The organism is Micromonospora sp. WMMD1102, from assembly GCF_029626265.1.
Lineage (GTDB): Bacteria > Actinomycetota > Actinomycetes > Mycobacteriales > Micromonosporaceae > Plantactinospora.
Genome location: NZ_JARUBN010000001.1, coordinates 7,134,354 through 7,158,075, shown reverse-complemented (window position 1 = coordinate 7,158,075; position 23,722 = coordinate 7,134,354). Strand labels below are relative to the sequence as shown.

The following is a 23,722-nucleotide window of genomic DNA, read 5'->3' as shown; positions in this document are numbered from 1 at the left end:
CCAGACCTCGGCTGACAGGAGGACCGAATGACCCGACGTACCCCCCGGCTGCTGGCGGCGCTGCTGGCCAGCGCGGCCCTGGCCCTGGCCGGCTGCGTCGCCGACGACCCCGGCCCGGCCCCGAGCCCCGGCGCGAGCGGTGCCAGCTATCCGGTGACGGTCGGCCCGCTCACCCTCGACAAGCGCCCCGAGAAGATCGTCGTGCTCGGGCCGACCGCCACCGAGATGCTCTTCGCGATCGGCGCCGGCAGCCAGGTCACCGCCGTCGACGACAACTCGAACCATCCGGCCGAGGCGCCGAAGAGCGAGCTGTCCGCCTTCACCCCGAACGCCGAGGCGATCGCGGCGAAGAACCCCGACCTGGTGGTCCTGACCAACGACCTGAACAAGATCGTGGACCAGCTCGGCCAGTTGAAGATCCCGCACTACCTGGCACCGGCGGCGACGACGCTCGACGACACGTACCGGCAGATCACCGACCTCGGCACCCTCACCGGGCACCCGACCGAGGCGGCCGACCTGGTCGGCCGGCTGAAGGACGACATCGGGAAGCTGGTCGGGGACCTGCCGCAGCGGTCGGAGAAGCTGACCTACTTCTACGAACTCGGCCCGGAGTACTACTCGGCGACCAGCAAGACGTTCGTCGGTTCGCTCTTCGGGATGGTCGGGCTGGAGAACATCGCCGACCCGGCCGACGCGAACGGCGCGAAGGGCGGCTATCCGCAGCTCGCCGAGGAAGCGATCATCAAGGCCGACCCGGACCTGGTCTTCCTGGCCGACACCAAGTGCTGCCAGCAGTCCCCGCAGACGGTCGCGGCCCGCAAGGGCTGGTCCGGGCTGACCGCGGTGAAGAACAACCAGGTCGTCGCGCTCGATGACGACATCGCGTCCCGCTGGGGTCCCCGGGTCGTCGACCTGCTCCGGGCGATCGTGGACGCGGTCGCCAAGGTACCCGCTTGAGCCGAGCCACCGCCCTGGCCCGCCCCGGCACGCCGGCCGCACCCGCCGGGCGCGGCCAACCGGGGCGGCCCGCCGGGCTGCGCCGGCGGTGGCTGGCGGCCGGGTTCGCCGCCGTCGTGGTCGCCGCCCTGGCCGGCATCGCGTTCGGGCCGGTCAGCCTGCCGCCGGGCAGCGTCGCGATCGAGCTGCTCAACCTGGTCCCCGGGGTGCACCTGCACAGCGGCCTGAACGAGCGGGAGATCGCCATCGTCACCGAGCTGCGGCTGCCCCGGGTGGTGCTCGGCCTGCTCGTCGGTGGGATGCTGGCCCTGGCCGGCGGCTGCTACCAGGGCGTCTTCCGCAACCCGCTGGCCGATCCGCACCTGCTCGGCGTCGCCGCCGGAGCCGGTCTCGCGGTGACCGCCGTGATCGTGCTGCGCGGGGTCAGCGGCGCGGACGTCACGGTCGGGCTGCCGGTCACCGTGCCGCTGGCCGCCTTCGTCGGGGCGCTCGGCGCGGTGCTGCTGACCTACCTGCTCGGCGCGGCCGGCGGCCGGGACCGCTCACCGGCGACGCTGATCCTGGCCGGGGTGGCGGTCTCCGCCTTCCTCGCCGCCGGACAGACCTACCTGCTGCAACGCAACGCCGAGAGCATCCAAGAGGTCTACTCGTGGATGCTCGGCCGGCTGGCCACCGCCGGCTGGCACGACGTGCTGGTGGTGCTGCCGTACGCGGTGTTCACCACCGCCGTGGTGCTGGTGCACCGGCGTGAACTCGACGTACTCGCGCTCGGCGACGACGAGGCGAGCAGTCTCGGGCTGCATCCGCAGCGTTCCCGGCTGCTGCTGGTCGCCGCGGCCTCGCTCGGCACGGCCGCCGCCGTCTCGGTCTCCGGGCTGATCGGTTTCGTCGGCGTGATCGTCCCGCACGTGGTGCGGATGCTGGCCGGGGCGAGCTACCGGGCGATCCTGCCGCTCTCGGTGCTTTTCGGCGGCGCCTTCCTCACCCTGACCGACCTGACCGCGCGTACCGTCGCCGCGCCGGCCGAGATCCCGATCGGCGTGGTCACCGCCCTGCTCGGCGGCCCGTTCTTCGCGATCGTGCTGCGCACCACCCGGCGGGTGGCGGAATGACCGCCCCGACCGGCGCGAGTGGTGCGACGGGCGCGACGAGTTCGACCGCGCCTACGGGTGCGACCGCGCCTACGGGTGCGACCGCCCCGACGGGTGCGAGCGGTGCGACCGCGCCGACCGGGGTCGCCGTCGAGGTGACCGACCTCGGGGTGACACTCGGCGGGGCGGCCATCCTGACCGGGGTCGGTCTCTCGGTCGCCGCCGGGGAGTGGGTCACCGTGATCGGCCCGAACGGCGCCGGCAAGTCGACGCTGCTCCGCGCGGTCGGCGGGCTGCTGCCGGCCAGCACCGGCTCGATCTCCCTCTTCGGTACGCCGCTCGCCCGGCTCCGCCGCCGGGACCGGGCCCGGACGGTGGCCACGGTGCCGCAGTCCCCGGTCGTGCCGGCCGGGATGGCGGTACTCGACTACGTGCTGCTCGGCCGCACCCCGTACGTGCCGCCGCTGGGTCGGGAGTCCGCCGCCGACCTGGCGGTGGCGCACGACGTACTCGACCGGCTGGACCTGACCGGCTTCGCGGCCCGGCCGCTGGCGACGCTCTCCGGCGGCGAGCGGCAGCGGGTCTTCCTGGCCCGGGCGCTGGCCCAGGGTGCCCCGCTGCTGCTGCTCGACGAGCCGACAAGTGCGCTGGACATCGGGCACCAGCAGGAGGTGCTGGAACTCGTCGACCAGCTCCGCGCCGACCACGGCCTGACCGTGCTGGCCACCATGCACGACCTCTCGGTCGCCGGCGAGTACGCCGACCGGATGGTGTTGCTCGCCGCCGGCGCGGTGGTCGCCGACGGCCCGCCCCGCTCGGTGCTCACCGACGACCTGCTCGGTACGCACTACCGGGCCCGGGTACGCGTCATCGAGGGTGAACACGGCCCGCTCGTCGTCCCGGTCCGCACCCGGCGCACCGCCGACTAGTACTGGCGGCGACCAGCGGTTGTCGGCGGGCGGTGCCGGGTCGGGCGGGCGCCGACTCCGGCCGGGAGTCCTATGATTCCGGCACCTTGAACGGGCACCACTCGGGCAGGTTCTTCGGGCACCGCCGAACGCGACGGGTGATCGACGGCCGCTGATCGTTAGCTTCTTTGGGTACCAGGTGCTGGGCGTCGAAGATCGGCAGCTTGTTCGGGTACCAGGTGTTTGGTGGCTGTGGGTGTCAGCGGGTCGCTCCGGTGGGTTGAGTGCCGGGGTTGGGTAGGATCGGGGCAGACCGGGTTCTTTCAGGCTCCGCTCCCGATGCGGGGTCTGAAGGGCCCGGCTCTGCGTGGGGTGAGGACGCGGCGGCGTCGGGAGGTTCGGTCCCGACGCCGCTGTTCGGCCTTTGACCGCCTGACCTGCTAACGGCGGTAGCCAGCGACACTCCTTGTCAACCGGCCTGGAGGGTGATCGTGAATGCTGGCGTGGTTCTTTTCAGGGCGACATGTCGGGGTGCTCGAACAGGTCACCGACCGACCACCGCACCCGCAGGTCGGGATGCTCGAGGAGGTTCCTGGCTAGCTCTGCAGGGATCTCAGCCTCCCGCACGCCCGTGCCCCGCAGGGCCAGCGCGGCAACCGTTATCACCGTTGCGTCGGGGTCCGCCAGCGCGGCGACCAGCAGCGCCCGGCGCTCGGCGTCGTAACCTTCACAGCTACCGATCAGCGCAATCGCCGTTTCCCGGATGAGAGGGTCCGGATCCTCCACGAGGACACGGACGGTCGGTCCGACAAGGATCCACGGATCGTTGGCGACGATTCCGCAGCGCTGCACAGCTTCCAGCAGATATCGGCGGACGATCCGATCCTCGTTGGACCGGCTCGCCCGCGACAGCAGCGTCGCCACCGCGCCTTCGAGAGGAACCTGCTTGATGATCCAGGCCAGACTCCGCCTACGCTCCAGGTCATCTTCGATGTCCACAGCATGCACCAGCGCAGGGACGAGAGCGCTTCGTGGCCAAGCTCGGGCCAGGTCAACGATCGCGCCATCCGGCACGCAGTTGCCCAGGGCCACGATCATCTCTGGTGGTGGAGGGCCTTGCAGCCAGGCAGCCTGAGCCACCATCGCAGCGGCAGCGGCCTCTGCGGCATACGGATCGGTCAGCTGGCGAAGCAGTTGGGCGGGGGGACCTGGCTCACTCATCGAAGGCAATTCTCGCATATGAGAACAGCAACCCAACCGGACGAAGACCGTAACTATCAGGCGTCAATAGCCTATTCGTGGAGGGCTGCGGTCAGCTGCGGTTGCGTTCGAGGGTGGATTGCAGCCGGTAGGAGTCGCTGCCGGTCTCGATCAGGTAGCCGTTGAACGTGAGTCGGTCGACGATGGCGGCGCAGAGTCGTTCCTCGGTGAAGGTCTTGTCCCATTCGGAGAAGGGGGCGTTGGAGGCGACGGCGACGGCTTTGCGTTCCTCACGTTCGGTGAAGATCTGGAACAGCAGTTTCGCGCCGGTGCGGTCGAGGTTGAGGTATCCGAACTCGTCGAGGCAGAGCAGGTCGTAGCGGGCGTAGCGGTGCAGGGTCCGCGACAGACGTTTCTCGTTGTGGGCTTCGGCGAGTTCGTTGACCAGGTTCGCGGTGGTGGAGTAACGCACTCGTAGGCCGTGTTCGGCGATCGCGGTGCCGATTCCGATGAGCAGGTGGCTCTTGCCGGTGCCGGAGTTGCCGAGCAACACCAGCGGGGCGCCGGCGTTGACCCAGGCCGGGTTGGCGAGGTTGTTGACGTAGACGGGGTCGACGTGGGGGTTCTTGTCGTAGTCGAAGTCGTCGAGGCGTTTGGGGCGGTGGAAGGCGGCTTCGCGGATCAGGCGTTGTTTGCGTCGCTCGTCGCGGTCGGCGATCTCGGCGCGGAGCAGGTCCAACAGGAAGCCCTTGTAGTTCGCGCGGTCGCGTAGGGCCTGTTCGGCGATCTCGGCGTAGCGGTCGCGGATGGTCGGCAGGCGCAGGTCGGCGCAGGCGGTGTCGATAGCGGCGTCGATGAGGTCGACGCCGGGGGCGGACTGGCGGGGCCGCGGCGTGCGGGAAACCTTGCCGGTGGAGGCGGTCGAGCTCACGCGGTTGTGCCTTTCGGTCGGTGGTGCAGCAGTTGGTCGTAGACGCTCATGGGCGGCGGTTTGTGTTCGGTTCCGGAGGGCAGCCGCCGGGAGTGCAGGGAGATCACCCGGGCGCCGGGAGCGTCGTCGACCGGCTCGGTCAGATCTTGACCGTCCTCGGCGATGGCGTCAGCGGGTTCGCAGGTGGTGGCCTGCGGTGCTGGGCCGGCGTCGGCGGCCTTGCGTGCCTCGATGGCGACCAGTTCCGGACTGCACGAGCCGGCGTTGACGGTGGCGCCGATGCCGGCGACCATCGCCGGGTGCGGCAGCTGCCGGTGCAGCAGCAACACCTCGATCAACGCCCGGGTGCCGGCCGCCTCGCCGTGCGCGGCGCGGGCAGCGGCCCAGAACGCGTCGTGGACCGAGGTGAACGACCCTTCTGCCCGGGCCTGCGCCAGAGCGGTCGACCCGGCGAGGGCGCCGGGTTTGACCAGCAGGATCTCCAGGTAGTGGTCCAGGTCGTCGCGGTAGTCGTAGCGGCGCGACAGCCGTGGATGGCGGGCCACGACCTGCCGGCCGTCGAACACGACGATCTCGTTGGCCCGCAGGCTGACCCGGACCTTGCGGTCGATGAACCGCGCCGGCACCGAGTAATAGCACTGCCGCACCACGATGCGGGCGTTGCGCCGCACCAGCGGTGTCAGCGTGGTGCCGAGTTCGAAATCATCGGCGGGCAGCCGGTGCAGTAGCGGCGCCTCCGCGGCGAAGGTGAACCCGATACTGGCGGGTGCGCCGTGGACGTGCCGGGCGTCCTCGTCGGCGTCGATCACGGCCAGGCGGTCGTTGAGGTCGGTCAAAGAGGCGACCTGCGGCGGCGGGACCAGGTGGTTGCGGCGGAATCGGCCGCCTTCGTGCTCCACCCCACCCTTCTCGTGCGCGCCGTCCTTGCCCGGCAGGCAGTAGAACGCGTGGAAGCCGTAGTGCGAGCGGAAGGCGACCCACCGCTGCGACTCCACCCGCCCCCGACCGAACAACACCTGCCGCACCGCCGGCTTCAGGTTGTCGTAGCGGATGTGCCGGGTCGGCACCCCGCCGAGAACCCGGAACGCCTCCACATGCCCTTCCATGAACGCCTCCTGGCCCTGCGAGGCGAACACCCGATGCACGGCCTTGCCCGAGTACGACATCCGCAACGTGAACAGGTAACACTTCATCGACTTGCCGGCGACCACCGCGAACGCCTCGGCGAAGTCGACCTCCGCCTCCTCGCCGGGGGGCGTGGACCTGCGGGACCATCCCGTCGAGGTGACCACGCCCCTCCCGCGCCTCGGCCAGGATCTCCGGCCGCCGGCGGGCCACGTAATTACGCACCGTCGAGTACGACGCCTCAGTGAAACCATGCTCAACAGCCAGACGCTGGCAAATCCGCTCGATCGTGTGCCGCTGCTTACGCGGGCCAACCACATCCTCACGCAACATGGCGTCCACCACGGCAAGCACCGGCGCCAACGCCAGCGGACGCCCCCGCGCAGGCCGCCGACGCGGCGGCGGGAGCGCCGACGTCAACGCCGCCCGAACGGTACGACGTGACACCTGATGCCGGCGCGCCAACTCCCGCTGAGACACCGACGGATCCACCCGCCGATCAGCGCGGATGCGCTCGAACAACTCGACACGCGTGAACAACCCGGCCTCCCGATATGACCGGGATCAACCTAAACCCGGCGATATCAACAAGTCGAGCAAGAACGGCATAGCAGGCATCCCGCGTGTCGAGGGTGGTGCCGAAACATGTTGCCGATCATGACGACCACCTACCGGTTGGCGCCGAAACCAAATGCCGATCTTTCCCATCGGCGAACGCAGATGCCTAGCACGGTCGATCCCACTGGTACCCGAAGAACCTGCCCGAGTGGTGCCCACTCAAGGTGCTGAACTCATCGGCGTGGAACTGGCGGATGCCGTCCCAGAGTTCCCGGCGGGCGGTCACGTCGAGTCCGGTGGTCGGCTCGTCCAGGAACACCAGCCGGGGACGGTCGACGAAGGCCAGCGCGACCGCCAGCCGGCGTTTCTGCCCGCCGGAGAGGCCGCCGGTCTGCCGCCGGACCAGGTCGTCGAGGCCGAACCGGCCGAGCAGTTCGGCCCGGGGCACCGGATCGGCGTAGTGCGCGGAGACGAAGTCGACCACCTCGCCGACCCGGATGGTGGGCGGCAGTCCGGTCTCCTGCGGGGTCATCCCGATCTGCCGGCGGGCGGCCGGGTCACGGGGGTCGGTGCCGAAGAGTTCGACCCGGCCGGAGTGCACCCGGCGCAGCCCGACCAGCAGGCTGAGCAGGGTGCTCTTGCCGGCGCCGTTCGGGCCGAGCAGGCCGACCAGTTCGCCGGCCGGGAGTTCGAGGTCGACCCGGTCGAGGGCGGTGACGTCGCCGTACCGGCGGGTGGCCTGGACGGCGCGGGCGAGGATCATGGCTTTTCCTCCGCTGAAGGGGGATCGAGCAGGGCGCGGACCGCGAGGGTGTACTCCTCGAAGGCGAACCGGCCGCGCCGGGTGAGCCCGACGAGGGTGGTCGGGGTACGGCCGTGGTGGGTCTTGACGATCTCGACGTAGCCGGCCTCTTCGAGCTTGCGCAGGTGCACCGAGAGGTTGCCGGCGGTCATCTGGAGGATGTCCTGGAGCCGGGGGAAGGTGATCCGGTTGCCGTCGTGCAGGGTGGCGAGGGTCGCGGTCACCCGGAGCCGGGCCTGCGCGTGGATCACGGGGTCGAGTTCCGGCAGGCCGGTCACGCGGCACTCCCGGGGCTTCCGCCCGCGCTGCCGGGGTGACCGGCGGAGAGGCCGGCGGTGATGTCCCGGCCCCGCCGCCGGTCCCGGAGCAGGAAGTGGACGCCGGCCACCAGCATCCCGCCGCCGCCGAGGACCGAGATCACCAGCGCGTGCCAGCCGGGGCCGGCGGCCAGCCCGGCGATGTTGATGATGCTGATCCAGACGCCGAGCCGGAAGAGGTTGCGGTCCAGCCAGACCGCGCCGCCGGCCATGTGCAGGGCGCCGGTCAGCCCGACGGTGACGCCGGCCCAGAGCAGCCCGGCGAGGTCGTCGGGCAGTTGGTCGGAGACCCGACCGAGTACCGCGCTGACGCTGCTGAAGCCGAGGCCCCAGGCCAGCCCGTACCAGAGACCGCGTCGCCGCGAGTCTCCGGCGACCTGGCCGTACGTCCGGCCGCCGACGATCCCGGAGACGATCCCGGCGGCGATCAGCAGGGCGAGCAGGGTGAACAGCGGCAGCCAGGTGGGCAGCTCGACGAAGACCCGACCGTCCGGCCCGAAGCGCAGGAAGAAGAGTCCGAAGCCGACCAGCCAGGCCAGGCCCCAGGGCCAGTAGTACCAGAGCAGGTTGGGGCTGAGCTGGCGGGCCGCCTCAACCTGCTGGTCGGCGATCAGGCGGAGTGCGGCGGCCGGGTCGGCGGGCGGTAGCTCGTCAAAGTTCCCGTTCATGCAAACGAGTTCACAACGCAAAGTCCACGACCGCGCCAACTAGTTTTCGACCTACGGCAGAGGGGCAGGTGTGGGTTCTCAGCGAAGTTGATCCGTTCTCACTGGATCTGATCCGTACCTGATCCGTTCTCACGGAACTTGATCCGAACCCGGGCTGCGTGCCGCCGTCTGGGTCGTCGCTTGTCGGGGGGACAGGCTGAAGTCCCGAGATCGGTACGCCATCTCCAGAACGGATGGGTAGGTCAGGCCCGGGTTGAGCCGCCACGGACGTAACACTGAGTAATGAAGGCCACGCAGGCTGGGTGCGCGCTCACCGCGGCATGACAGTATGCCGGGAGCGCCGTTAGGTTCGGTTGGTGACCAGCTTTCCTGCCCAAGCTCGCCGCGCCCGCGATATCGAGCGGAGCCCGCACAGCCGTTTGCTAGCGCTGCGGGAATGTGTGCTGCACTTCGCGCCGTACGGTTTCCGCGCCACCTGGCACCATCTCGTCCTTAACGCTGGCATCCCGCAACGTCTGGAGCAGAACTCCGGATCACTGCTGCTGGCGATTGATGAGGTGGAAGAGGCCCGCCTGCGCTGGCAGGCTGTATGGCAGCCGTTCGCCGAGCGACGTCGGACGGAGAAAGCCGCCGGGCAGCGAATGCCACGAAAAAGCGACAACTGGCTGTCCTGGGGAGGCCTACTGGCGTGGTGCCCAAATCCCGAGGTGCACCCTACCGAGCAGCTCGCCGTGGTTGTCGATCGGTTGATCGGAGTGTATTCGTCCGGCCAGGTACCTCCCACAACTTGCCCGGTCTGCGGGCAATTTCGTCAGTTCCCTCCCTGTCCGGCCTGCGGTGTCGACCCGCGTGGCCCGGTAGGGGCGCACGCGCTCATGACACCTGCATCCGAGCGTCGCTGGAGGAATATATGGAAACGCAGGTTTGCCGGCAACCCGTGACACGGGTCAGCGCGCTCACATCGGCAAGACCGTGCGTCGAGCAACACCAACCTCTGTCACTGAACGTAACGCCCGGTCGGCGGAGATGAGGGTGCCTGCTGCCCGATGCCTCGATCATCCAGCGCCCGAACAGTTACTCCGCCCCGCCCATCCGCTGTTCCGCTGGGCCGGCGGCCCTTTACTGAGAACCCACAGCAGGACGGGCGACCGTCCCGCCCCCGGAATGCCGCTGGCGTCAGCCGGTGACGCCGACCCCGGGCAGCGGCCGGAGCAGCGTCGCCGCCCCCGGCGCCGGGCTCAGCGGACCGTGCCCGGACGGGCCGGCGAGGGCCCGCTGCCCCGCCGCCGCCGACGTACTGCCGAAGGCGGTGGACAGGAACTCGAACAGCGCCGCGCCGATCGGGTCGGGCTGCCCGGGTACCCAGTAGTGGGTGGCGTTCATCGCGACGGTGCCCTGACGCCGGCCGTCCGGCGAGTGCAGCGAGATCGCCTGGTGGCCGAGCACCACGCCGTCGTGCCCCCAGACCGGTCCGCTCGGCAACGGCACCGTGAACAGCCCCAGGCCGTACCCGGTGCCGGACGGGTTGGCCGGGTCGGCCGGCACGGTACGCCGCATCTGCGCCAGTTCCGCCGGGCGCAGCAGCCGGCCGCCGAGCAACGCCCGGAAGAACCTGTTCAGGTCGGCGGTGGTGGAGACGATCTCCCCGGCCATCCAGGCCCAGGACATGTTGAAGACGCTGAAGTCCCGCAGCCCGTCGACCCACGGGACGTACCCGGCCGAGTGCGGCCCGTCGATGCGCGGGTCCGTACCCGGGAAGTAGGTCCGGCGCAGCCCCAGCGGGCGCAGCACGCGCCGGCCGATCTCGACGGCGGCCGGCCGCCCGGTGACCCGCTCCAGCAGCAGCCCGGCGAGCACGTAGTTGGTGTTCGAGTAGGAGTGCCGCTCGCCCGGCGCGTTTGTCGGCTGCTGCCCCAGCCCGATCGCGGCCAACTCGCGCGGCCGGATCGTGGTGTGCTGGTATTTCTCGACGCCCTCCACCGAGCCGAAGAGAACATGGTCGTAGTCGTTGATCCCGCTGGTCTGGTCGAGCAGCATCCGCACGGTCACCCCGGCCGGGGCGAGTCCGGGCAGGTAGCGGCGCAGCGGCGCGTCGAGCACCAGCCGGCGTTCGCCGACGAGTTGCAGCAGCGCCGTCGAGACGAAGGTCTTGTTGATGCTGCCGACCCGGTGCTGGAAGTCCGGCCGCACCGGCCGGCCGGTGGCGATGTCGGCGACGCCGCTGGCCCCCCGCCAGGTCTCCCGCCCGTCGCGGACCTCGGCGAAGGCGCCGGGCATCCCGGCCTCGGTGATCGCGCGCAGCGCGTCCCGCAGCGCCGCGTCGGGCAGGGCGCCGCCGGAGCCGGGCTGGCCGGTGGCGGCAGGCCCGGCCAGCGCCGGGGAGGCGCCGGCGGCGAGTGCCCCGGCGGCGACCGCCGACCCTGCCACGGTGCGCAGGAAGTCACGACGGGACTGGTGTGGACGGTACGCGGACAATGGTTCCTCCCCCGGTTGGACGTGACGATCTCTTCTCCGGAGATTCTGGTCCGCCCCGGCGGCGAAAACGTCCACTTCGGTGTCGAACCGCGACTCGGCACCCCGGACGAGTCGTGCGGTCCCGGTCCGCCGCCGGGTTCCACCGCGAGAGGGAGAAGCGGGAAGCGTCGGGGGCTCAGAGCGGCGCGGGCAGCGGCTCGGTGTGCAGCACGGCGAGCTGGGACACCGCCCGGGTCAGCACCACGTAGAGCCGGTGCAGGCCGCGGGGTTCCGCCGCCACGATCCGGGCCGGCTCGACCACGATCACGTGGTCGTACTCCAGACCCTTCGCCAGGGTGGCCGGCACGACGCTGACCCGGGCCGCCGCCTCGACCTCGTCGGCGGCCGTGCTGGGGATGCCGGCGGCGGCGAGCGCCTCGGCCAGCCGGTCCGTCTCGGCCTCGGCGGCGATCACCGCGATCGAACCCTCCTGCGCCAGCGCCGCGCGCACCTCGGCCACCGTCGCCGCCACCGTGTCCGGCACGGTACGCACGTCCAGCGCGCCGTCCGAGCGCAGCGACTCGGCCGGCGGCACGGCCACGGCCAGCGCCGGCAGCAGCCGGTTGGCCAGCGCCAGCACCGCGGCCGGCACCCGGAAGCCCATGGTCAGCGGCACCACCGAGGCGTCCGGCTTGCCGAGGTGCCGCAGCGACTCCCGCCAGTCCGTCGCCGCCCACGGTGCGGTGCCCTGGGCGAGGTCGCCGAGGAGCGTGACCGAGCAGTGCTCGCTGCGCCGGGCGATCACCCGGCACTGCATCGGGGAGAGGTCCTGCGCCTCGTCGACCACCACGTGCCCGAAGCTGGGCAGCCGCTCGACCAGCCCGGCCGCCTCGTCGACGAGTACGGCGTCGGCGGCGGTCCACTTCGCCGCCTTCGGGGTACGGGGCGGCTTCGCCCAGCTCAGCATCGCCTGCTCGGCCTCGCTGAGCAGCCCGTCGGCCGCCGCCGCCAGCGCCCGCGGGTCGGCCAGCAGCCGGTGCAGCAGCCCGTCCGGGGTGACCGCCGGCCAGCAGGTGTCGAGGAACCCGGTGACCGGCTTGCACCGGCCCATCCGGCGCAGCCACCCGTCGCCGGGCGAGTCGCCCCGGCGGGCCTCCGACTGCCGTTGCAGCAGGCCGACCACCCGGGCCCGGACCCGCTCCCGGCCGGTGGCGTACGGCAACCCCTCCCGGCGGGCCTCCTCGACCACCCGGCGCAGCGCCTCGGCGCTGATCCGCCAGCGGTACGAGCCGTCGGAGACCACCATCGGCTCCGCCGGCTCCCGCACCAGCCCGGCCAGTGCCCGGCGCAGCACCTCGGCCATCCGGGGATCGTGTTTCAGCGCGGCGGTGGCCGGCGGGTCGGTCCCGCGTACCGGGGTGTCCAGCAGGTCCTCGACGGTCGCCTGGGTCACCTCGACCTCGCCGAGCGCCGGCAGCACCGCCGAGATGTACGACAGGAACGCCCGGTTCGGCCCCACCACGAGTACCCCGGACCGGCGCAGCCGCTCCCGGTGCAGGTAGAGCAGGTACGCCGCCCGGTGCAGCCCGACCGCCGTCTTGCCGGTCCCCGGTGCGCCCTGCACGCAGATCGAGTCGGCGAGGTCGGCCCGGACCAGCTCGTCCTGCTCGGGCTGGATGGTGGCGACGATGTCCCGCATCGGCCCGACCCGGGGCCGCTCGATCTCGGCGGTCAGGATCCGGCTGGCGGTGCCGTACTCCTCGCCCCGGTCCAGGTGTTCGTCCTCGAAGCTGGTGAGCTGGCCGGCGCCGAAGCCGAACCGCCGCCGGACGTGCACGCCCTGCGGGTCCCGGACGGTTGCCCGGTAGAACGAGCGGGAGATCGGGGCCCGCCAGTCCAGCACCATCGGCTCGCCGGCCGGGTCGGTGACGTGCCGCCGCCCGATGTGGTGGCTGGCGTCGGCGAAGTCGAGGCGGCCGAAGAAGAGCGGGGTGTTCGGGTCGTCGGCGAGTTCGGCGACCCGCCGGTGCAGGGTCCGGCCGAGCGTCTCGGCCGCGTACGCGTCGCCGGCCACGTCCTGACCGGTCCGGAAGAGCGACTCGGCCTGCTCCCGCATCCGCCGCAGGGCGGTCCGGGAGGCGGCCAGGTGTGCGCGTTCGTGCTCCAGGTCGGTGTCGAGATCCTGTGCGGGCATGCTGGTTCCCATCGGCGCGGAAAGCGCGTCGGTTGCTCGCTCGCGTGTCCGGGGGCGGATGGCCGGCTCCCGGCGCGGCGACGTCCGCTGCGGTGCGTGCTCACCTCGGCCGTCAAGCGGCCAGCAACATTACCGGCAGCTCAACCCGGGGGTCCACCGGTTTTCCGACGGCTGGACCGGTGTCCACCGGTGCTCAGCCGGGCCGCCGCCGCGGCCGCCGGCCGGGCGTGCCGGCCAGCATGTCGGCCGGAGTGAACGTGCGGACCTCCGGATGGCTGGCCAGCGCCTCGTCGGTGCCGCCGCGTGACCAGAACCCGAAGGTCGGGCCGGCCGCTCCCGGCGGCAGGTGGCCGGCCCGGCGGCGCAGGTCGGCCAGGTCGCGCAGGGTGAGCGGCCGGGTCTGCCACCGGGCCTCGCCGACGAGTACGGGATCGTCGCCGACCAGCCCGAGCACGTCGATCTCGGCGGTTTCGTCCTTCCACCACCGGCCGACCACCGTCTCGGCGGGCAGGGCACCGGTCGCCACCAGCCGCTGGGCGTGCTCGCGGGCAGCCGCCTCGAAAACCCGGGCGAGGTGCGTCTGCCACCGCCCCCAGGTGCGTCGCCGGACGGCGGGACCCTGGCCGCCGTCGATCAGGTCGGCGTCGTCACGCAGCACGGCGAACCAGTACGCGAGGTAGTCGTCGGCGATCTCGTACATCGGGTCGGCGGAGCCGCCGGAGCCGATCGGGCGTACCGCCCGGACGTAGCCGGCCCGGCGCAGCCGGTCGAGGGTGTAGTCGATCCGCTGCTGGGCCCGGCCGGCGATCCGGGAGCGTCGCCGGGCGCCGCCGGCCATCGCGGTCAGCACCCGCTCGTAGCCGCCCCGCCAGTCGAGGTCCTCGGAGAGGATGTCCGGTGCGTCGCGCAGCAGCAGACCGCCGGGGGTGAAGGCCAACTCGTCCAGGTTCTCCTCCGTGGAGCGTCCGGCCGACCAGCGCCGCAGGTGCAGTGGGTAGCCGCCGCAGGCCGCGTATGCCTCCAGGAACTGCTCGGGGGGTAGGTCGGGCAGGAAGGCGCGGGCGTCCGGCAGCGGGAAGGGATCCATCCGGCGCTCGACGCCGGCCCGCCGGTGCAGCCCGCCCTGCGGGCCGAGCATCTGCTCCATCACCGCGACCGCCGACCCGGAGAGCACCAGCAGCAGCCGCTGGTCGCGCAGGTGGTTCTCCCAAGCGGCGGAGACGGTGTCGGCGAAGTCGGCGTGCCCGCCGGTCAGCCGGGGTGCCTCGTCGAGGACCACCAGCAGCGGTTCGGTGCGGGCCAGCCGGGCGACGAACCGCAGCGCGGCCTCCCAGTCCGGGAAGGTCTCCGGGGCCAGGTCGGCCACCTCTTCGCCGAGCTGCTCGCGCAGCGCCCCGGCGAACCGGCGGAGCTGCCGGTCGTCGGCGTCCTGCCGGGTGGCGGTGAAGTAGACCGCCCGCTTGTTCCGGGCGAAGTGGGTGAGCAGGTAGGTCTTGCCGACCCGGCGGCGGCCCCAGACGACCGCCAGCTCGGGACTTCCCCCGGCGGCCCGCTGCCAGGCCGAGGTCAGCTCGGTCAACTCGGCCACCCGCCCCACGATCGACATGCGATCGAGTCTACTGCAAACTGTTTGTGCTACCTCTTGTTTGTACTACAAACAGTTTGTACTGCCCTTGCAGACTCCGGCGTGGCCGCCACCCCCCGGGTCGTTGCCGTCCGGCGGGCCGGAGGCGCAATCATGGGCGGATGACCGAGCAGCCCGTCGAGCAGCGGCCGTTGATGATCAGTGACCCGCAGGTGATGCGGGCGCTCGCGCATCCGGCCCGGCTGGAGATCATGGAGCACCTCAGCACCACCGGGGCGGCGGTCACCGCCACCGAGTGCGCGGAGATCGTCGGGCTCTCGCCCAGCGCGGTCAGTTACCACCTGCGGGAGCTGGCGAAGTTCGGCCTGGTCGAGCAGGCGCCGAGTCGGGGTGACGCCCGCGAGCGGCTCTGGCGCAGCAGCGTCGGCTCCTGGGGTGTCGATGTCGGCCAGGACGCGCCGCCGGAGGCGCGGGCCGCCCAGGAGACCCTGATCGAGGTGTACGTCGCCCGCGACACCGAGCGGATCCGCCAGTGGTCCCGGCGGCTCGGCGAGGAACCGAAGGAGTGGTACGAGGCCGCCCAGTACGGCGGTGTGACGTTGATGCTGACCGCCGAGGAGTTGGTCGAACTCAACGGCAGGATCCGGGAGCTGATGCGGCCGTACCGGCGCCGCGAGCGGGTCGATCCGCCCGAGGGTTCCCGACCGGTGATGGTGCACTTCGCGGCGCTGCCGATGGAGTGACCCCCGACCCGACCTGAGCGGCCCGGACCGGTCCGGGGTTGCGTACGGCAGTTGTGAAGGATTACTTTCGAAGTATGTCCTTCGCAACTGCCGATCCTGCCGTACCCGCCGACGGGCCGCCGGACGGTTCCCGCTGGCGGGACGTCTATCTTGCCGCCGGGGCGCGGGCCGTGTCGAGCTGCGGGGACTTCCTGGCCGCGACCGTGCTGGCGCTCACCCTGCAATCGGCCGGAGCCGGCGGGCTGGCGGTCTCCGGGGTGCTGCTGGCCGCGGCGCTGCCGCTGGTGCTGCTTGCCCCGCTGACCGGACGACTGGCCGACCGGGTGGACAGCCGTACCCTGCTGGTCTGTGCCGGGGCCGGCCAGGCAGCCGTCTGCGTCGCGCTCGCCTTCGCCGAGAGCACGGCAGTGCTCATGCTGCTCGCCGCGCTGCTCGCCTGCGGGCTGGCGGTAACCCAGCCGACGCTGGCCGCCCTGTTGCCCGAGCTGGTGCGCCGGTCCGACCTGCCCCGGGCCAGCGCGGTCAACCAGACCGCCTCCTCGGTCGGCATCCTGCTCGCGCCGGCCCTGGCCGGGTTGCTGGTCGGCCAGTTCGGCGCCCGGATCCCGCTGCTGCTCGACGCCGGCGGCTATCTGGGGCTGATCGCGGCCGGGCTGCTGCTGCGTACCCGCCGGGGTGGCCGGCGGACGGCGGGCCCGACCGGCGGAACCGGGCCGACACCGGCGGCGGCAGCGGCCTGGCGGCTGCGCCGGGACCCGCTGCTGGCGGCGATGGTGCTCGCGGTCGCCGCGACGGTGGCCGGGGTGGGCGCGGTGAACGTGATCGAGGTCTTCTTCGTACGCGAGACCCTGCACGCCTCCACCACGACGTTCGGTCTGGTCAGCGCGTCCTGGACAGCCGGCGTACTGATCGGGGCCTGGCTGTTGGCCGGCACCGCCCGGCGGGCCCGGGACGACGCCGCCCTGGTGCGCAGCGTGCTGGTCATGCTCGGGGTGACCTGCCTGCTGATCGGGCTCGGCGCCACCGTGCCGGCTGCCGGCTGGCTGGTCCTGCTCTGGCTGGTCGGCGGCATCGCCAACGGCGGGCTGAACGTCTTCGCCAACCTGGTCATGGTCAACCGGGTGCCGCCGCAGGCGCGCGGTCGGGCCTTCGCCGCGCAGGGCGCCGCGATCCAGGGTGCCGGGATCCTCGGCTACCTGGCCGGCGGGATCATGCTGGCCGGCTTCCCGCCCCGCCCGCTGGTCGCGGTGACCGGGCTGGCGGGACTGGCCGTGGTCCTCGCGGTGACTCCGGTGGTGCTCCGGGCCGCCCGGCGGGAGCGGGCCGCCGCGCCGGAGCAGTCCGGGGCGCGGGAGCGGGCGACCCTTCCCACGCGGACCTGAGCCCCCGGGTGAGGTGGGGCCGCCCGCGACCGCCGCTTGCCCAGCGGCCGGGTCAGCCGCCGTTGGACGGCCGGTAGGTGGGAGTTCGGTGGACGATCCGGGTGGAGGTGGATATGGCGTTGACCGCCGCCAGGAAGGTGGGCCCCATCGCGGCCCGTGCCTGGACGGCCGGGTGGGTCGAACCGAAGTTGTCGGGATCGGCCTGGCCGTCGGCGAACATGACGTAGGTCAGCACCGGGGCGCCGGCGGAGCTGAAGATGATTCCGGCCTCGTGCCGGGCGTCACCGAACCAGCCGGCCTTGGTCGCGATCCTGGCCCGGTCGTCGGACGACATGGTGCGCCGGATGCCGTCGGTGAACGCGATGGGGGAGCGCAGGGCGGTGAGCATGAAGTTGGTGGACGCGGAGGAGAGCAGCGCACCGGAGACGAGTGCCTGCAACATGCGATGGGTCTCCCGTGCGGTACTGGTGCCGAGATAGAACCGGTTCGGGTTGGCGACCGGCTCGACCTGCGTATTCGGGAAGCCTTTGTCGACGAGGATCTGGTTGAGTTCGGCGGCGGGACAGACGAGCCCGCAAAGGCGTACGGCGGTGTCGTCGGAAACCGTCAGGAGTGCGGCCAGCGCGTGACCGAGCGTGACCGAACTGGGATATGCGTTGTCCAGGCTGAAGATTCCGTCCCCGCCGGGAACGACGATCGCGGCGGTGACGTCGACCCGCTGGTCCAGGGTGAGCAGGCCCCGGTCGACCTTGTCGAGCACGGCGGTGGCCACCGCGATCTTGTTGACGCTGTACGCCTCGACCACCGTGTCGATGTTCTCCATGACCACGCCCTGCCCGATGGGGCCGGGACCGGAGATCGTGAGGAACGAATACCAGTTACCGCCCGCCTTCGCCCGCTCCGAACGGTACTTCTCCCCCACCGATTGCCGGGGTGATCCTTCGCCGGCCTCGCCCGCGCGCACCGTGCCCGGCGACGCACCGGCGGGCCGGCCCGTCATTCCGAGTACCGCACCCGCTGTGGCCACTGTGCCGATGCCCAATGCGGTCCGGCGACTTACTTCGCTTGCCAACCTTTTTCCTCCGTTCGATGGCGGGAACATTTCCGTCGGGCCCGGCCGAGCAGCCCGACTCCACACTGGCCGTGGAATTGTGTGCCGACAAGTTCCGGTTCGGCATGATCGTCATAACCTCGACGCATGGCGGCTCGGTTGGGTGACAGGTAGGAATTTCGTCCCTGACGGGCGGGAACCGGCGACGTCACGGGAGCGGGGCCACCCTGCGTCCTGGGCCACTTCCGCCCGGGTCGGCCGGGCGGCCCGGCGAACCGGCGGTTACGGTCGGATCATGACCGAGCTGCGGCGACCCCGGGTAGGGCATATCCAGTTCCTCAACTGTCTGCCGATCTACTGGGGGCTGATGCGCTCCGGTGCGCTGATCGACGTCGAACTGCACAAGGACTCGCCGGAGCGGCTCAGCGCCGCCCTGGTCGCCGGTGACCTCGACATCGGCCCGATCACCCTGGTCGAATACCTCAAGCACGCCGACGAACTGCTGCTGCTCCCGGATCTCGCGGTCGGCAGCGACGGCCCGGTGCTATCCGTCAACATCGTCTCCACCCGCCCGCTGGCCGAGCTGGACGGCGCCAAGGTCGCCCTCGGCTCCACCTCCCGGACCGGGGTGCTGCTCGCCCGGATGCTGCTCGCCCAGCAGTACGGCGTCGACCCGGAGTACTTCACCTGCCCGCCCGACCTGACCACCATGCTGCTGGAGGCCGAGGCCGGGGTGCTGATCGGGGACGTGGCGCTGCGCGCCCTCTACGAGGCGCCCGGCCGGGGGCTTTCGGTGACCGACCTCGGGCAGGCCTGGCGGGAGTGGACCGGGCTGCCGATGGTCTTCGCCGTCTGGGCCGTACGCCGGGACTTCGCGGCCAGCCACCCCGGCCAGGTCAAGGAGGTGCACCAGGCGTTCCTGCGCTCCCGCGACCTCTGCCTGGCCGAGCTGGACGAGGTCGCCGAGTCGGCCGCCCGGTGGGAGCCGTTCGACGCGGCGACCCTGGCCAGCTACTTCCGGACCCTGGACTTCTCGCTCGGCGAGCGCCAGGTGGCGGGGCTGCGCGAGTTCGCCCGCCGTGCCGTCGACCTGGCCGGCCTGCCGGCCCTACCCGCCGACGGACCGGTCTTCTTCTCCGCCTGAACCTGCTGACCCGCTGGCTGCCTGCTGCTCGGCTGCCGGCTGCTCTCGCCTGAGCGGTTCCCGCTGTCGCCGGCCGGCCGCCCGTCCGGTTGGCTCGGCCGGGGGCCGCTCAGGTGGCGGCTTCGGAGGCGGCGCGGAGTTGCCGGGCCACGTCCTGGCAGATCTCGGCGCCGTACCCGTAGCCGAGGTTGATCGCGTACCGGGTCTCCACCGCCATCGTCCAACCGTCGCCGATGGCCAGGCAGTTCACCGTGTACTTCTGCTCGCGCTGCCGGTCCACCCAGCCGTTCTTGATCGCGATCGTCTTCTGCTCGGCGGCCGGGAACGCCTTGCGGATGCCGAAGTTGCCACCACCGCGCACCTTGCGCATCTCGTCGAGCAGCCACTTCGTCCACTTCGGGCCGGCGGCCCGGCCGTCGGCGATGCAGGCGCCCAGCCGGGCGGCGTCCCGGGCCGAGAGCGCGGTGCGGCTCCATCCGCCGTCGGCGGCCGGACTGCTGTCGGTGAGGTCGCAGATGCTGATCAGCCGCTTGATCGACGCCGTACCGCCGTTGACCTCGTAGAGGGTCTGTGCGGCGGTGTTGTCACTGTCCCGGATCATGATCGAGACCTGGTTCATCCGGGTGTCGCTCGGGGTGTCGCCCTGCTCGGCGGCCCGGCGCAGGAAGTCCGCCCCGATCCACGCCTTGATCATCGAGGCGGTCGGGTTGGTCTCGTCCATGTTGGCCGAACCGGAGATCCTGCCGGTCCGGGTGTCGATCAGCGCCCAGTTCCACCAGCCGGCCTTGTCGATCTTCACCCTGGCCGGTGCCACCGGCAGCGGCGGCAGCTCGGGGCTGGGTGTCGGGGTGGGCGTCGTCCGGTCCCGACCGGGGGTGGTGCCGGTCGAGCCGGCCGGACTGTTCGACTCGCCCCACCTGGCGGCGGCGGTACTCGCGAACGGCGAGCCCGGCATCAGCCGTAGTCCGACCAGTACCAGCGCCAGCAGTACCCCGGTGATCAGGGTCAGTCGCAGCATCGTCGACCGGTTGGACCGGGCCCGCCGCTCGGCGGCGCGTTCCTCGGCGCCCATCAGGACCTCGCCGACAGCGGCACGGGCACCCGGAGCACGGCACCGGGCTGCATGCTGGTCAGTTGGCTGGCCACGCTGGCGCAGACGTCGGCGCCGTAGTCGAGGCCCTTGCGGCCGGAGTATCGCGTCATCACCGAGAGCACCCACCTGTCGGTGATGGCCAGGCAGTTCAGGTGCCACTTGCCGTCAGCAAAGATCAACGTCCAGCCGTTCTTGATCGCGACCGGGCCCTGCGCCAGGATCCCTTCGGAGAGACCGTCGATGATGCCCCAGCGGCCGCCGCCCTGCCTGGCCTTCTGGTCCTTCGCGGCGGTGCTGCCGCGTACCTTGGTCATCTCTTCCAGCACCCATTCGGTCCACTTCGGTCCGGCGGCGGTGCCGTCCTTGACGCACTCTCCCATCCGCACCGCGTCCCGGGGGGACATCGCGGTGTAACTCCACCAGATGGACTTCTCGCCGGGCGGCACCACCTTGCGGGTCTCGGCGAGCCCGCAGATCTTGATCAGGCGGTCCAGGGTGGCGACCCCGCCGACGGCCTTGTAGAGGCTGTTTGTGGCGTCGTCGTTGCTGTCCCGGATGGCCGTGCTGGCCGCCTTCAACATCGACGACGGTGGCTGCCTGTCGCCGAGCCGGCGCAGGTAGTCGGAGACGATCCAGACCTTGATCATCGACTCGGTCGAGTTGGTCGCGGTCATGTTCTTCGAGCCCGAGATCCTGCCGCTCTCCCGGTCCAGCAGTGCCCAGCCGAAGAAGCCGTCCACCCCCTTCACCGTCACCGGCGCGGCGGCCAGGGTCGGCGCGGGTGGCGCGGACGGCTCGATCCCGACGGGTGTCTCTCCGGACGGGGAGGTGCCGCCGGAATCGACCAACCGGGCGTACGCGGTGGGTACGAGCAGCAGGCCGCCAAGCACGACTGCCGTGATGGCGAGCACCAGGGCCACGCGGGGACGCATGAGGATGGGGCTCCAAGGGTGAAGGCCGGGGGGCCGCTGTGTCCGGGGCGCTGTGCGGTTGATCTCGGCGGTGCCTCCGCCAGCCCCACACCGGCGGTCTGCTCCGCGCCCGACGTGCCGGGGGAGGCGGCAGTACGGGAACGGGGAAAGTTTACGTGGCTCGGTCCAATCCGCCAGATGGCGAAGCCGGGCAGTTCGTCGATCACGCCCGGAATTAAGCTGTTATGTGGTAATAGATGCGGAATTTTTATCTAGCTGTGACCAGCGTCATTCACCCATCAGTGCGACATTTGGTGCCGCAGACCGCGCCGGACCAGAGCCGGACCGGAGCCGGTTCCGAGCGGCATTTCTGTTACACATCTTGGTTACTCGCTAGTTGAGCTGTAACACTTGGTCCGTGTACGGACATGACTTCCCGGTCCCGGACGACGGACCCGCCGGTGGCCTGCTCGATCAGGTCGAGGCGGCCGAGGCGGCGCTCCGGGTGGCCGCCGACCGTGGCCGTCCCGGGGGTGGCCGACCCGGTGGTGGACGGGGCACCGGCACCGACCCGCAGGACTACTTCACCGACCTGATCGAGGCGGACCAGAAGATCGAGCCCCGGGACTGGATGCCGGAGGCGTACCGGAAGACCCTGATCCGGCAGATCGCCCAGCACGCCCACTCCGAGATCATCGGGATGCAGCCGGAGGCGAACTGGATCAGCCGGGCACCCTCGCTCAAGCGCAAGGCGATCCTGCTGGCCAAGGTGCAGGACGAGGCCGGGCACGGGCTCTACCTCTACGCCGCCGCCGAGACCCTCGGGGTGACCCGGGACGAACTGGTCGAGCTGCTGCTCGCCGGCCGGCAGAAGTACAGTTCGATCTTCAACTATCCGACACTGACCTGGGCCGACGTCGGCGCGATCGGCTGGCTGGTGGACGGTGCCGCGATCGTCAACCAGGTCCCGCTGTGCCGCTGCTCGTACGGGCCGTACGCGCGGGCCATGATCCGGATCTGCAAGGAGGAGTCCTTCCACCAGCGGCAGGGCTACGAGATCCTGCACACCCTGGCGGGGGGCACCCCGGAGCAGCACGCGATGGCCCAGGACGCGGTGGACCGCTGGTGGTACCCGTCGCTGGCGATGTTCGGCCCACCGGACGGCGACTCGACGCACTCCCGGCAGTCGATGGCCTGGAAGATCAAGCGGTTCTCCAACGACGAGCTGCGGCAGCGCTTCGTCGACATGTGCGTGCAGCAGGCCGGCGTGCTCGGCCTCACCCTGCCCGACCCCGACCTGCGGTGGAACTCCTCCCGGCAGGCGCACGACTACACCCAGCCGGACTACGCCGAGCTGATGCGGGTGATCTCCGGCGACGGGCCGTGCAACCGGCAGCGGATAACGCACCGCCGCCGCGCCGACGCCGACGGCGCCTGGGTACGCGAGGCCGCCGCCGCCTACGCCGCCAAGCGGAGCGCCGAGCGGGCAACCGGGCGTACGGCGGTGCCGGCGTGACCGCCCCGCGGCAGGACCGGGCCGGCTGGCCGCTCTGGGAGGTCTTCGTCCGGGCCCGGCGCGGGCTGTCGCACACCCACGTCGGCAGCCTGCACGCCCCGGACGCCGAGCTGGCGCTGCGCAACGCCCGGGACCTCTACACCCGGCGGCAGGAGGGCGTCTCGATCTGGGTCGTCCCGGCCGGGACGATCACCGCGTCCAGCCCGGACGAGAAGGACGCCTTCTTCGAGCCGGCCGCCGACAAGGTCTACCGGCACCCGACGTTCTACCCGGTACCGGACGGGGCGGCCCACCTGTGAACACCCCCGAGGCGCCTGCCGGCACGACCGTCGACCACCTGCTCGGGCTCGGCGACGACGCCCTGGTCGCCGCGCAGCGGCTCGGCGAGTGGGTCACCGCCGCACCGGAGCTGGAGGAGGACGTCGCGCTGGCCAACATCGCACTGGACCAGCTCGGCGCCGCCCGGCTGCTGCTCGGCTACGCCGGGGAGCTGGAGGGGGCCGGCCGGGACGAGGACGCGCTGGCGTACCTACGCTCCGACCGGGAGTACCGCAACTGCCTGCTGGTCGAGCTGCCGAACGGCGACTTCGCGTTCAGCATCGCGAAGCTGCTCTTCCTGTCGGCGTACCAGCTTCCGCTCTACACCGCGCTGAGCCGCTGCGCCGACGAACGGCTGGCCGCCGTCGCGGGCAAGGCTCGCAAGGAGGTGGCCTACCACCTCGACCACGCCAGCCTCTGGACGGTACGCCTCGGCGACGGCACCGAGGAGTCGCACCGGCGGATGCAGGCGGCCGTGGACGAGCTGTGGCCGTACACCGTCGAGCTGTTCGCCGCCGACCCGGCCGCGCCGGTCGACCCGGCCGGGCTGCGTCCGGACTTCCTCGCCGCCGTCGAGCCGGTGCTGGCCACCGCGACGCTGGACCGCCCTGCCGACGGCTGGGGGCCGACCGGCGGCCGGGCCGGGCTGCACACCGAGCACCTCTCCTACCTGCTCGCCGAGATGCAGGTGCTGCACCGCGCACACCCCGGAGCCCGCTGGTGAGCGCCGCCGCCCCCGACAGCCGTCCTGCCGGGCGGTCCGCCGACCCG

At 71.6% G+C, this 23,722-nt stretch carries 22 protein-coding genes; 10 read left to right on the top strand and 12 right to left on the bottom strand.

Annotated features, from left to right (window positions below; genetic code table 11):
- Positions 1-27 precede the first annotated feature (27 nt).
- The 3 genes from O7626_RS32435 to O7626_RS32425 are packed head-to-tail and all read left to right on the top strand — an operon-like array spanning position 28 to position 2,980.
- Positions 28-960: an ABC transporter substrate-binding protein gene (locus O7626_RS32435; protein WP_278064811.1), complete on the top strand. Its 933-nt coding sequence runs from the start codon at positions 28-30 to the stop codon at positions 958-960.
- A gap of 14 nt (positions 961-974) precedes the next feature.
- The gene (locus O7626_RS32430) at positions 975-2,072 is read left to right on the top strand and encodes an iron ABC transporter permease (RefSeq protein ID WP_278066420.1); all 1,098 of its coding nucleotides are present in this window, start codon (positions 975-977) and stop codon (positions 2,070-2,072) included.
- Entirely contained in the window at positions 2,069-2,980 is a 912-nt protein-coding gene (locus tag O7626_RS32425) for an ABC transporter ATP-binding protein (protein WP_278064810.1), read from the top strand. Before O7626_RS32430 ends, O7626_RS32425 begins: the two co-directional genes overlap by 4 nt.
- Positions 2,981-3,472: 492 nt before the next feature.
- On the opposite strand, the gene O7626_RS32420 is transcribed toward O7626_RS32425, so the two are convergent.
- The 6 genes from O7626_RS32420 to O7626_RS32395 all read right to left on the bottom strand — a co-directional run bounded on the left by O7626_RS32420 (position 3,473) and on the right by O7626_RS32395 (position 8,560).
- Positions 3,473-4,180, bottom strand: coding sequence for a hypothetical protein (locus tag O7626_RS32420; RefSeq protein ID WP_278064809.1), 708 nt, complete (start codon positions 4,178-4,180; stop codon positions 3,473-3,475).
- A gap of 91 nt (positions 4,181-4,271) precedes the next feature.
- The gene (gene istB / locus O7626_RS32415; RefSeq protein WP_278064808.1) at positions 4,272-5,090 is read right to left on the bottom strand and encodes an IS21-like element helper ATPase IstB; all 819 of its coding nucleotides are present in this window, start codon (positions 5,088-5,090) and stop codon (positions 4,272-4,274) included.
- The gene (locus tag O7626_RS32410; RefSeq protein WP_278064807.1) at positions 5,087-6,382 is read right to left on the bottom strand and encodes an IS21 family transposase; all 1,296 of its coding nucleotides are present in this window, start codon (positions 6,380-6,382) and stop codon (positions 5,087-5,089) included. The genes istB and O7626_RS32410 overlap by 4 nt, the downstream gene beginning before the upstream one ends.
- A gap of 557 nt (positions 6,383-6,939) precedes the next feature.
- Positions 6,940-7,536, bottom strand: a complete 597-nt coding sequence (locus O7626_RS32405) for an ABC transporter ATP-binding protein (RefSeq protein WP_278064806.1) — start codon at positions 7,534-7,536, stop codon at positions 6,940-6,942.
- Positions 7,533-7,853, bottom strand: a complete 321-nt coding sequence (locus tag O7626_RS32400; RefSeq protein WP_278064805.1) for a transcriptional regulator — start codon at positions 7,851-7,853, stop codon at positions 7,533-7,535. The genes O7626_RS32405 and O7626_RS32400 overlap by 4 nt, the downstream gene beginning before the upstream one ends.
- A complete protein-coding gene (locus O7626_RS32395) occupies positions 7,850-8,560 on the bottom strand; it encodes a transporter (protein WP_278064804.1) in 711 nt (236 codons plus the stop codon). Before O7626_RS32395 ends, O7626_RS32400 begins: the two co-directional genes overlap by 4 nt.
- A gap of 356 nt (positions 8,561-8,916) precedes the next feature.
- Here O7626_RS32395 and O7626_RS32390 point away from each other — a divergent pair, with 356 nt between their 5' ends.
- A complete protein-coding gene (locus O7626_RS32390; protein ID WP_278064803.1) occupies positions 8,917-9,501 on the top strand; it encodes a hypothetical protein in 585 nt (194 codons plus the stop codon).
- A gap of 235 nt (positions 9,502-9,736) precedes the next feature.
- Here the strand turns inward: O7626_RS32390 and O7626_RS32385 are convergent, their stop codons facing one another.
- The 3 genes from O7626_RS32385 to O7626_RS32375 all read right to left on the bottom strand — a co-directional run bounded on the left by O7626_RS32385 (position 9,737) and on the right by O7626_RS32375 (position 14,814).
- The gene (locus O7626_RS32385; protein ID WP_278064802.1) at positions 9,737-11,035 is read right to left on the bottom strand and encodes a serine hydrolase domain-containing protein; all 1,299 of its coding nucleotides are present in this window, start codon (positions 11,033-11,035) and stop codon (positions 9,737-9,739) included.
- Between the two features lie 175 nt (positions 11,036-11,210).
- Positions 11,211-13,208: an AAA family ATPase gene (locus O7626_RS32380; RefSeq protein WP_278064801.1), complete on the bottom strand. Its 1,998-nt coding sequence runs from the start codon at positions 13,206-13,208 to the stop codon at positions 11,211-11,213.
- A gap of 193 nt (positions 13,209-13,401) precedes the next feature.
- The gene (locus O7626_RS32375; protein ID WP_278064800.1) at positions 13,402-14,814 is read right to left on the bottom strand and encodes an ATP-binding protein; all 1,413 of its coding nucleotides are present in this window, start codon (positions 14,812-14,814) and stop codon (positions 13,402-13,404) included.
- A 140-nt stretch (positions 14,815-14,954) separates the two neighbouring features.
- Here O7626_RS32375 and O7626_RS32370 point away from each other — a divergent pair, with 140 nt between their 5' ends.
- Both O7626_RS32370 and O7626_RS32365 read left to right on the top strand, forming a co-directional pair.
- The gene (locus tag O7626_RS32370) at positions 14,955-15,536 is read left to right on the top strand and encodes a metalloregulator ArsR/SmtB family transcription factor (RefSeq protein WP_278064799.1); all 582 of its coding nucleotides are present in this window, start codon (positions 14,955-14,957) and stop codon (positions 15,534-15,536) included.
- Positions 15,537-15,610: 74 nt separating this feature from the next.
- Positions 15,611-16,918, top strand: coding sequence for an MFS transporter (locus tag O7626_RS32365; RefSeq protein ID WP_278064798.1), 1,308 nt, complete (start codon positions 15,611-15,613; stop codon positions 16,916-16,918).
- 52 nt (positions 16,919-16,970) lie between these two features.
- Here the strand turns inward: O7626_RS32365 and O7626_RS32360 are convergent, their stop codons facing one another.
- Positions 16,971-17,840, bottom strand: a complete 870-nt coding sequence (locus O7626_RS32360) for a serine hydrolase (RefSeq protein WP_278064797.1) — start codon at positions 17,838-17,840, stop codon at positions 16,971-16,973.
- A 421-nt stretch (positions 17,841-18,261) separates the two neighbouring features.
- Here O7626_RS32360 and O7626_RS32355 point away from each other — a divergent pair, with 421 nt between their 5' ends.
- Positions 18,262-19,113, top strand: a complete 852-nt coding sequence (locus tag O7626_RS32355; protein ID WP_278066419.1) for a menaquinone biosynthesis protein — start codon at positions 18,262-18,264, stop codon at positions 19,111-19,113.
- Between the two features lie 109 nt (positions 19,114-19,222).
- Here O7626_RS32355 and O7626_RS32350 read toward each other — a convergent pair whose 3' ends face one another.
- Positions 19,223-20,185 (bottom strand): serine hydrolase, encoded by a 963-nt coding sequence (locus O7626_RS32350; RefSeq protein WP_278064796.1) that lies wholly within the window; start codon positions 20,183-20,185, stop codon positions 19,223-19,225.
- Positions 20,185-21,138, bottom strand: a complete 954-nt coding sequence (locus O7626_RS32345; protein WP_278064795.1) for a serine hydrolase — start codon at positions 21,136-21,138, stop codon at positions 20,185-20,187. The genes O7626_RS32350 and O7626_RS32345 overlap by 1 nt, the downstream gene beginning before the upstream one ends.
- A 397-nt stretch (positions 21,139-21,535) precedes the next feature.
- On the opposite strand from O7626_RS32345, the gene paaA reads away from it, so the two are divergent.
- Genes paaA through paaC form a run of 3 tightly spaced genes read left to right on the top strand, consistent with a single transcriptional unit; the run spans position 21,536 to position 23,675 of the window.
- A complete protein-coding gene (paaA, locus tag O7626_RS32340; protein ID WP_278064794.1) occupies positions 21,536-22,633 on the top strand; it encodes a 1,2-phenylacetyl-CoA epoxidase subunit PaaA in 1,098 nt (365 codons plus the stop codon).
- Positions 22,630-22,932, top strand: a complete 303-nt coding sequence (gene paaB, locus O7626_RS32335) for a 1,2-phenylacetyl-CoA epoxidase subunit PaaB (RefSeq protein ID WP_278064793.1) — start codon at positions 22,630-22,632, stop codon at positions 22,930-22,932. Before paaA ends, paaB begins: the two co-directional genes overlap by 4 nt.
- Entirely contained in the window at positions 22,929-23,675 is a 747-nt protein-coding gene (gene paaC / locus O7626_RS32330) for a 1,2-phenylacetyl-CoA epoxidase subunit PaaC (protein WP_278064792.1), read from the top strand. The genes paaB and paaC overlap by 4 nt, the downstream gene beginning before the upstream one ends.
- Positions 23,676-23,722: the final 47 nt, after the last annotated feature.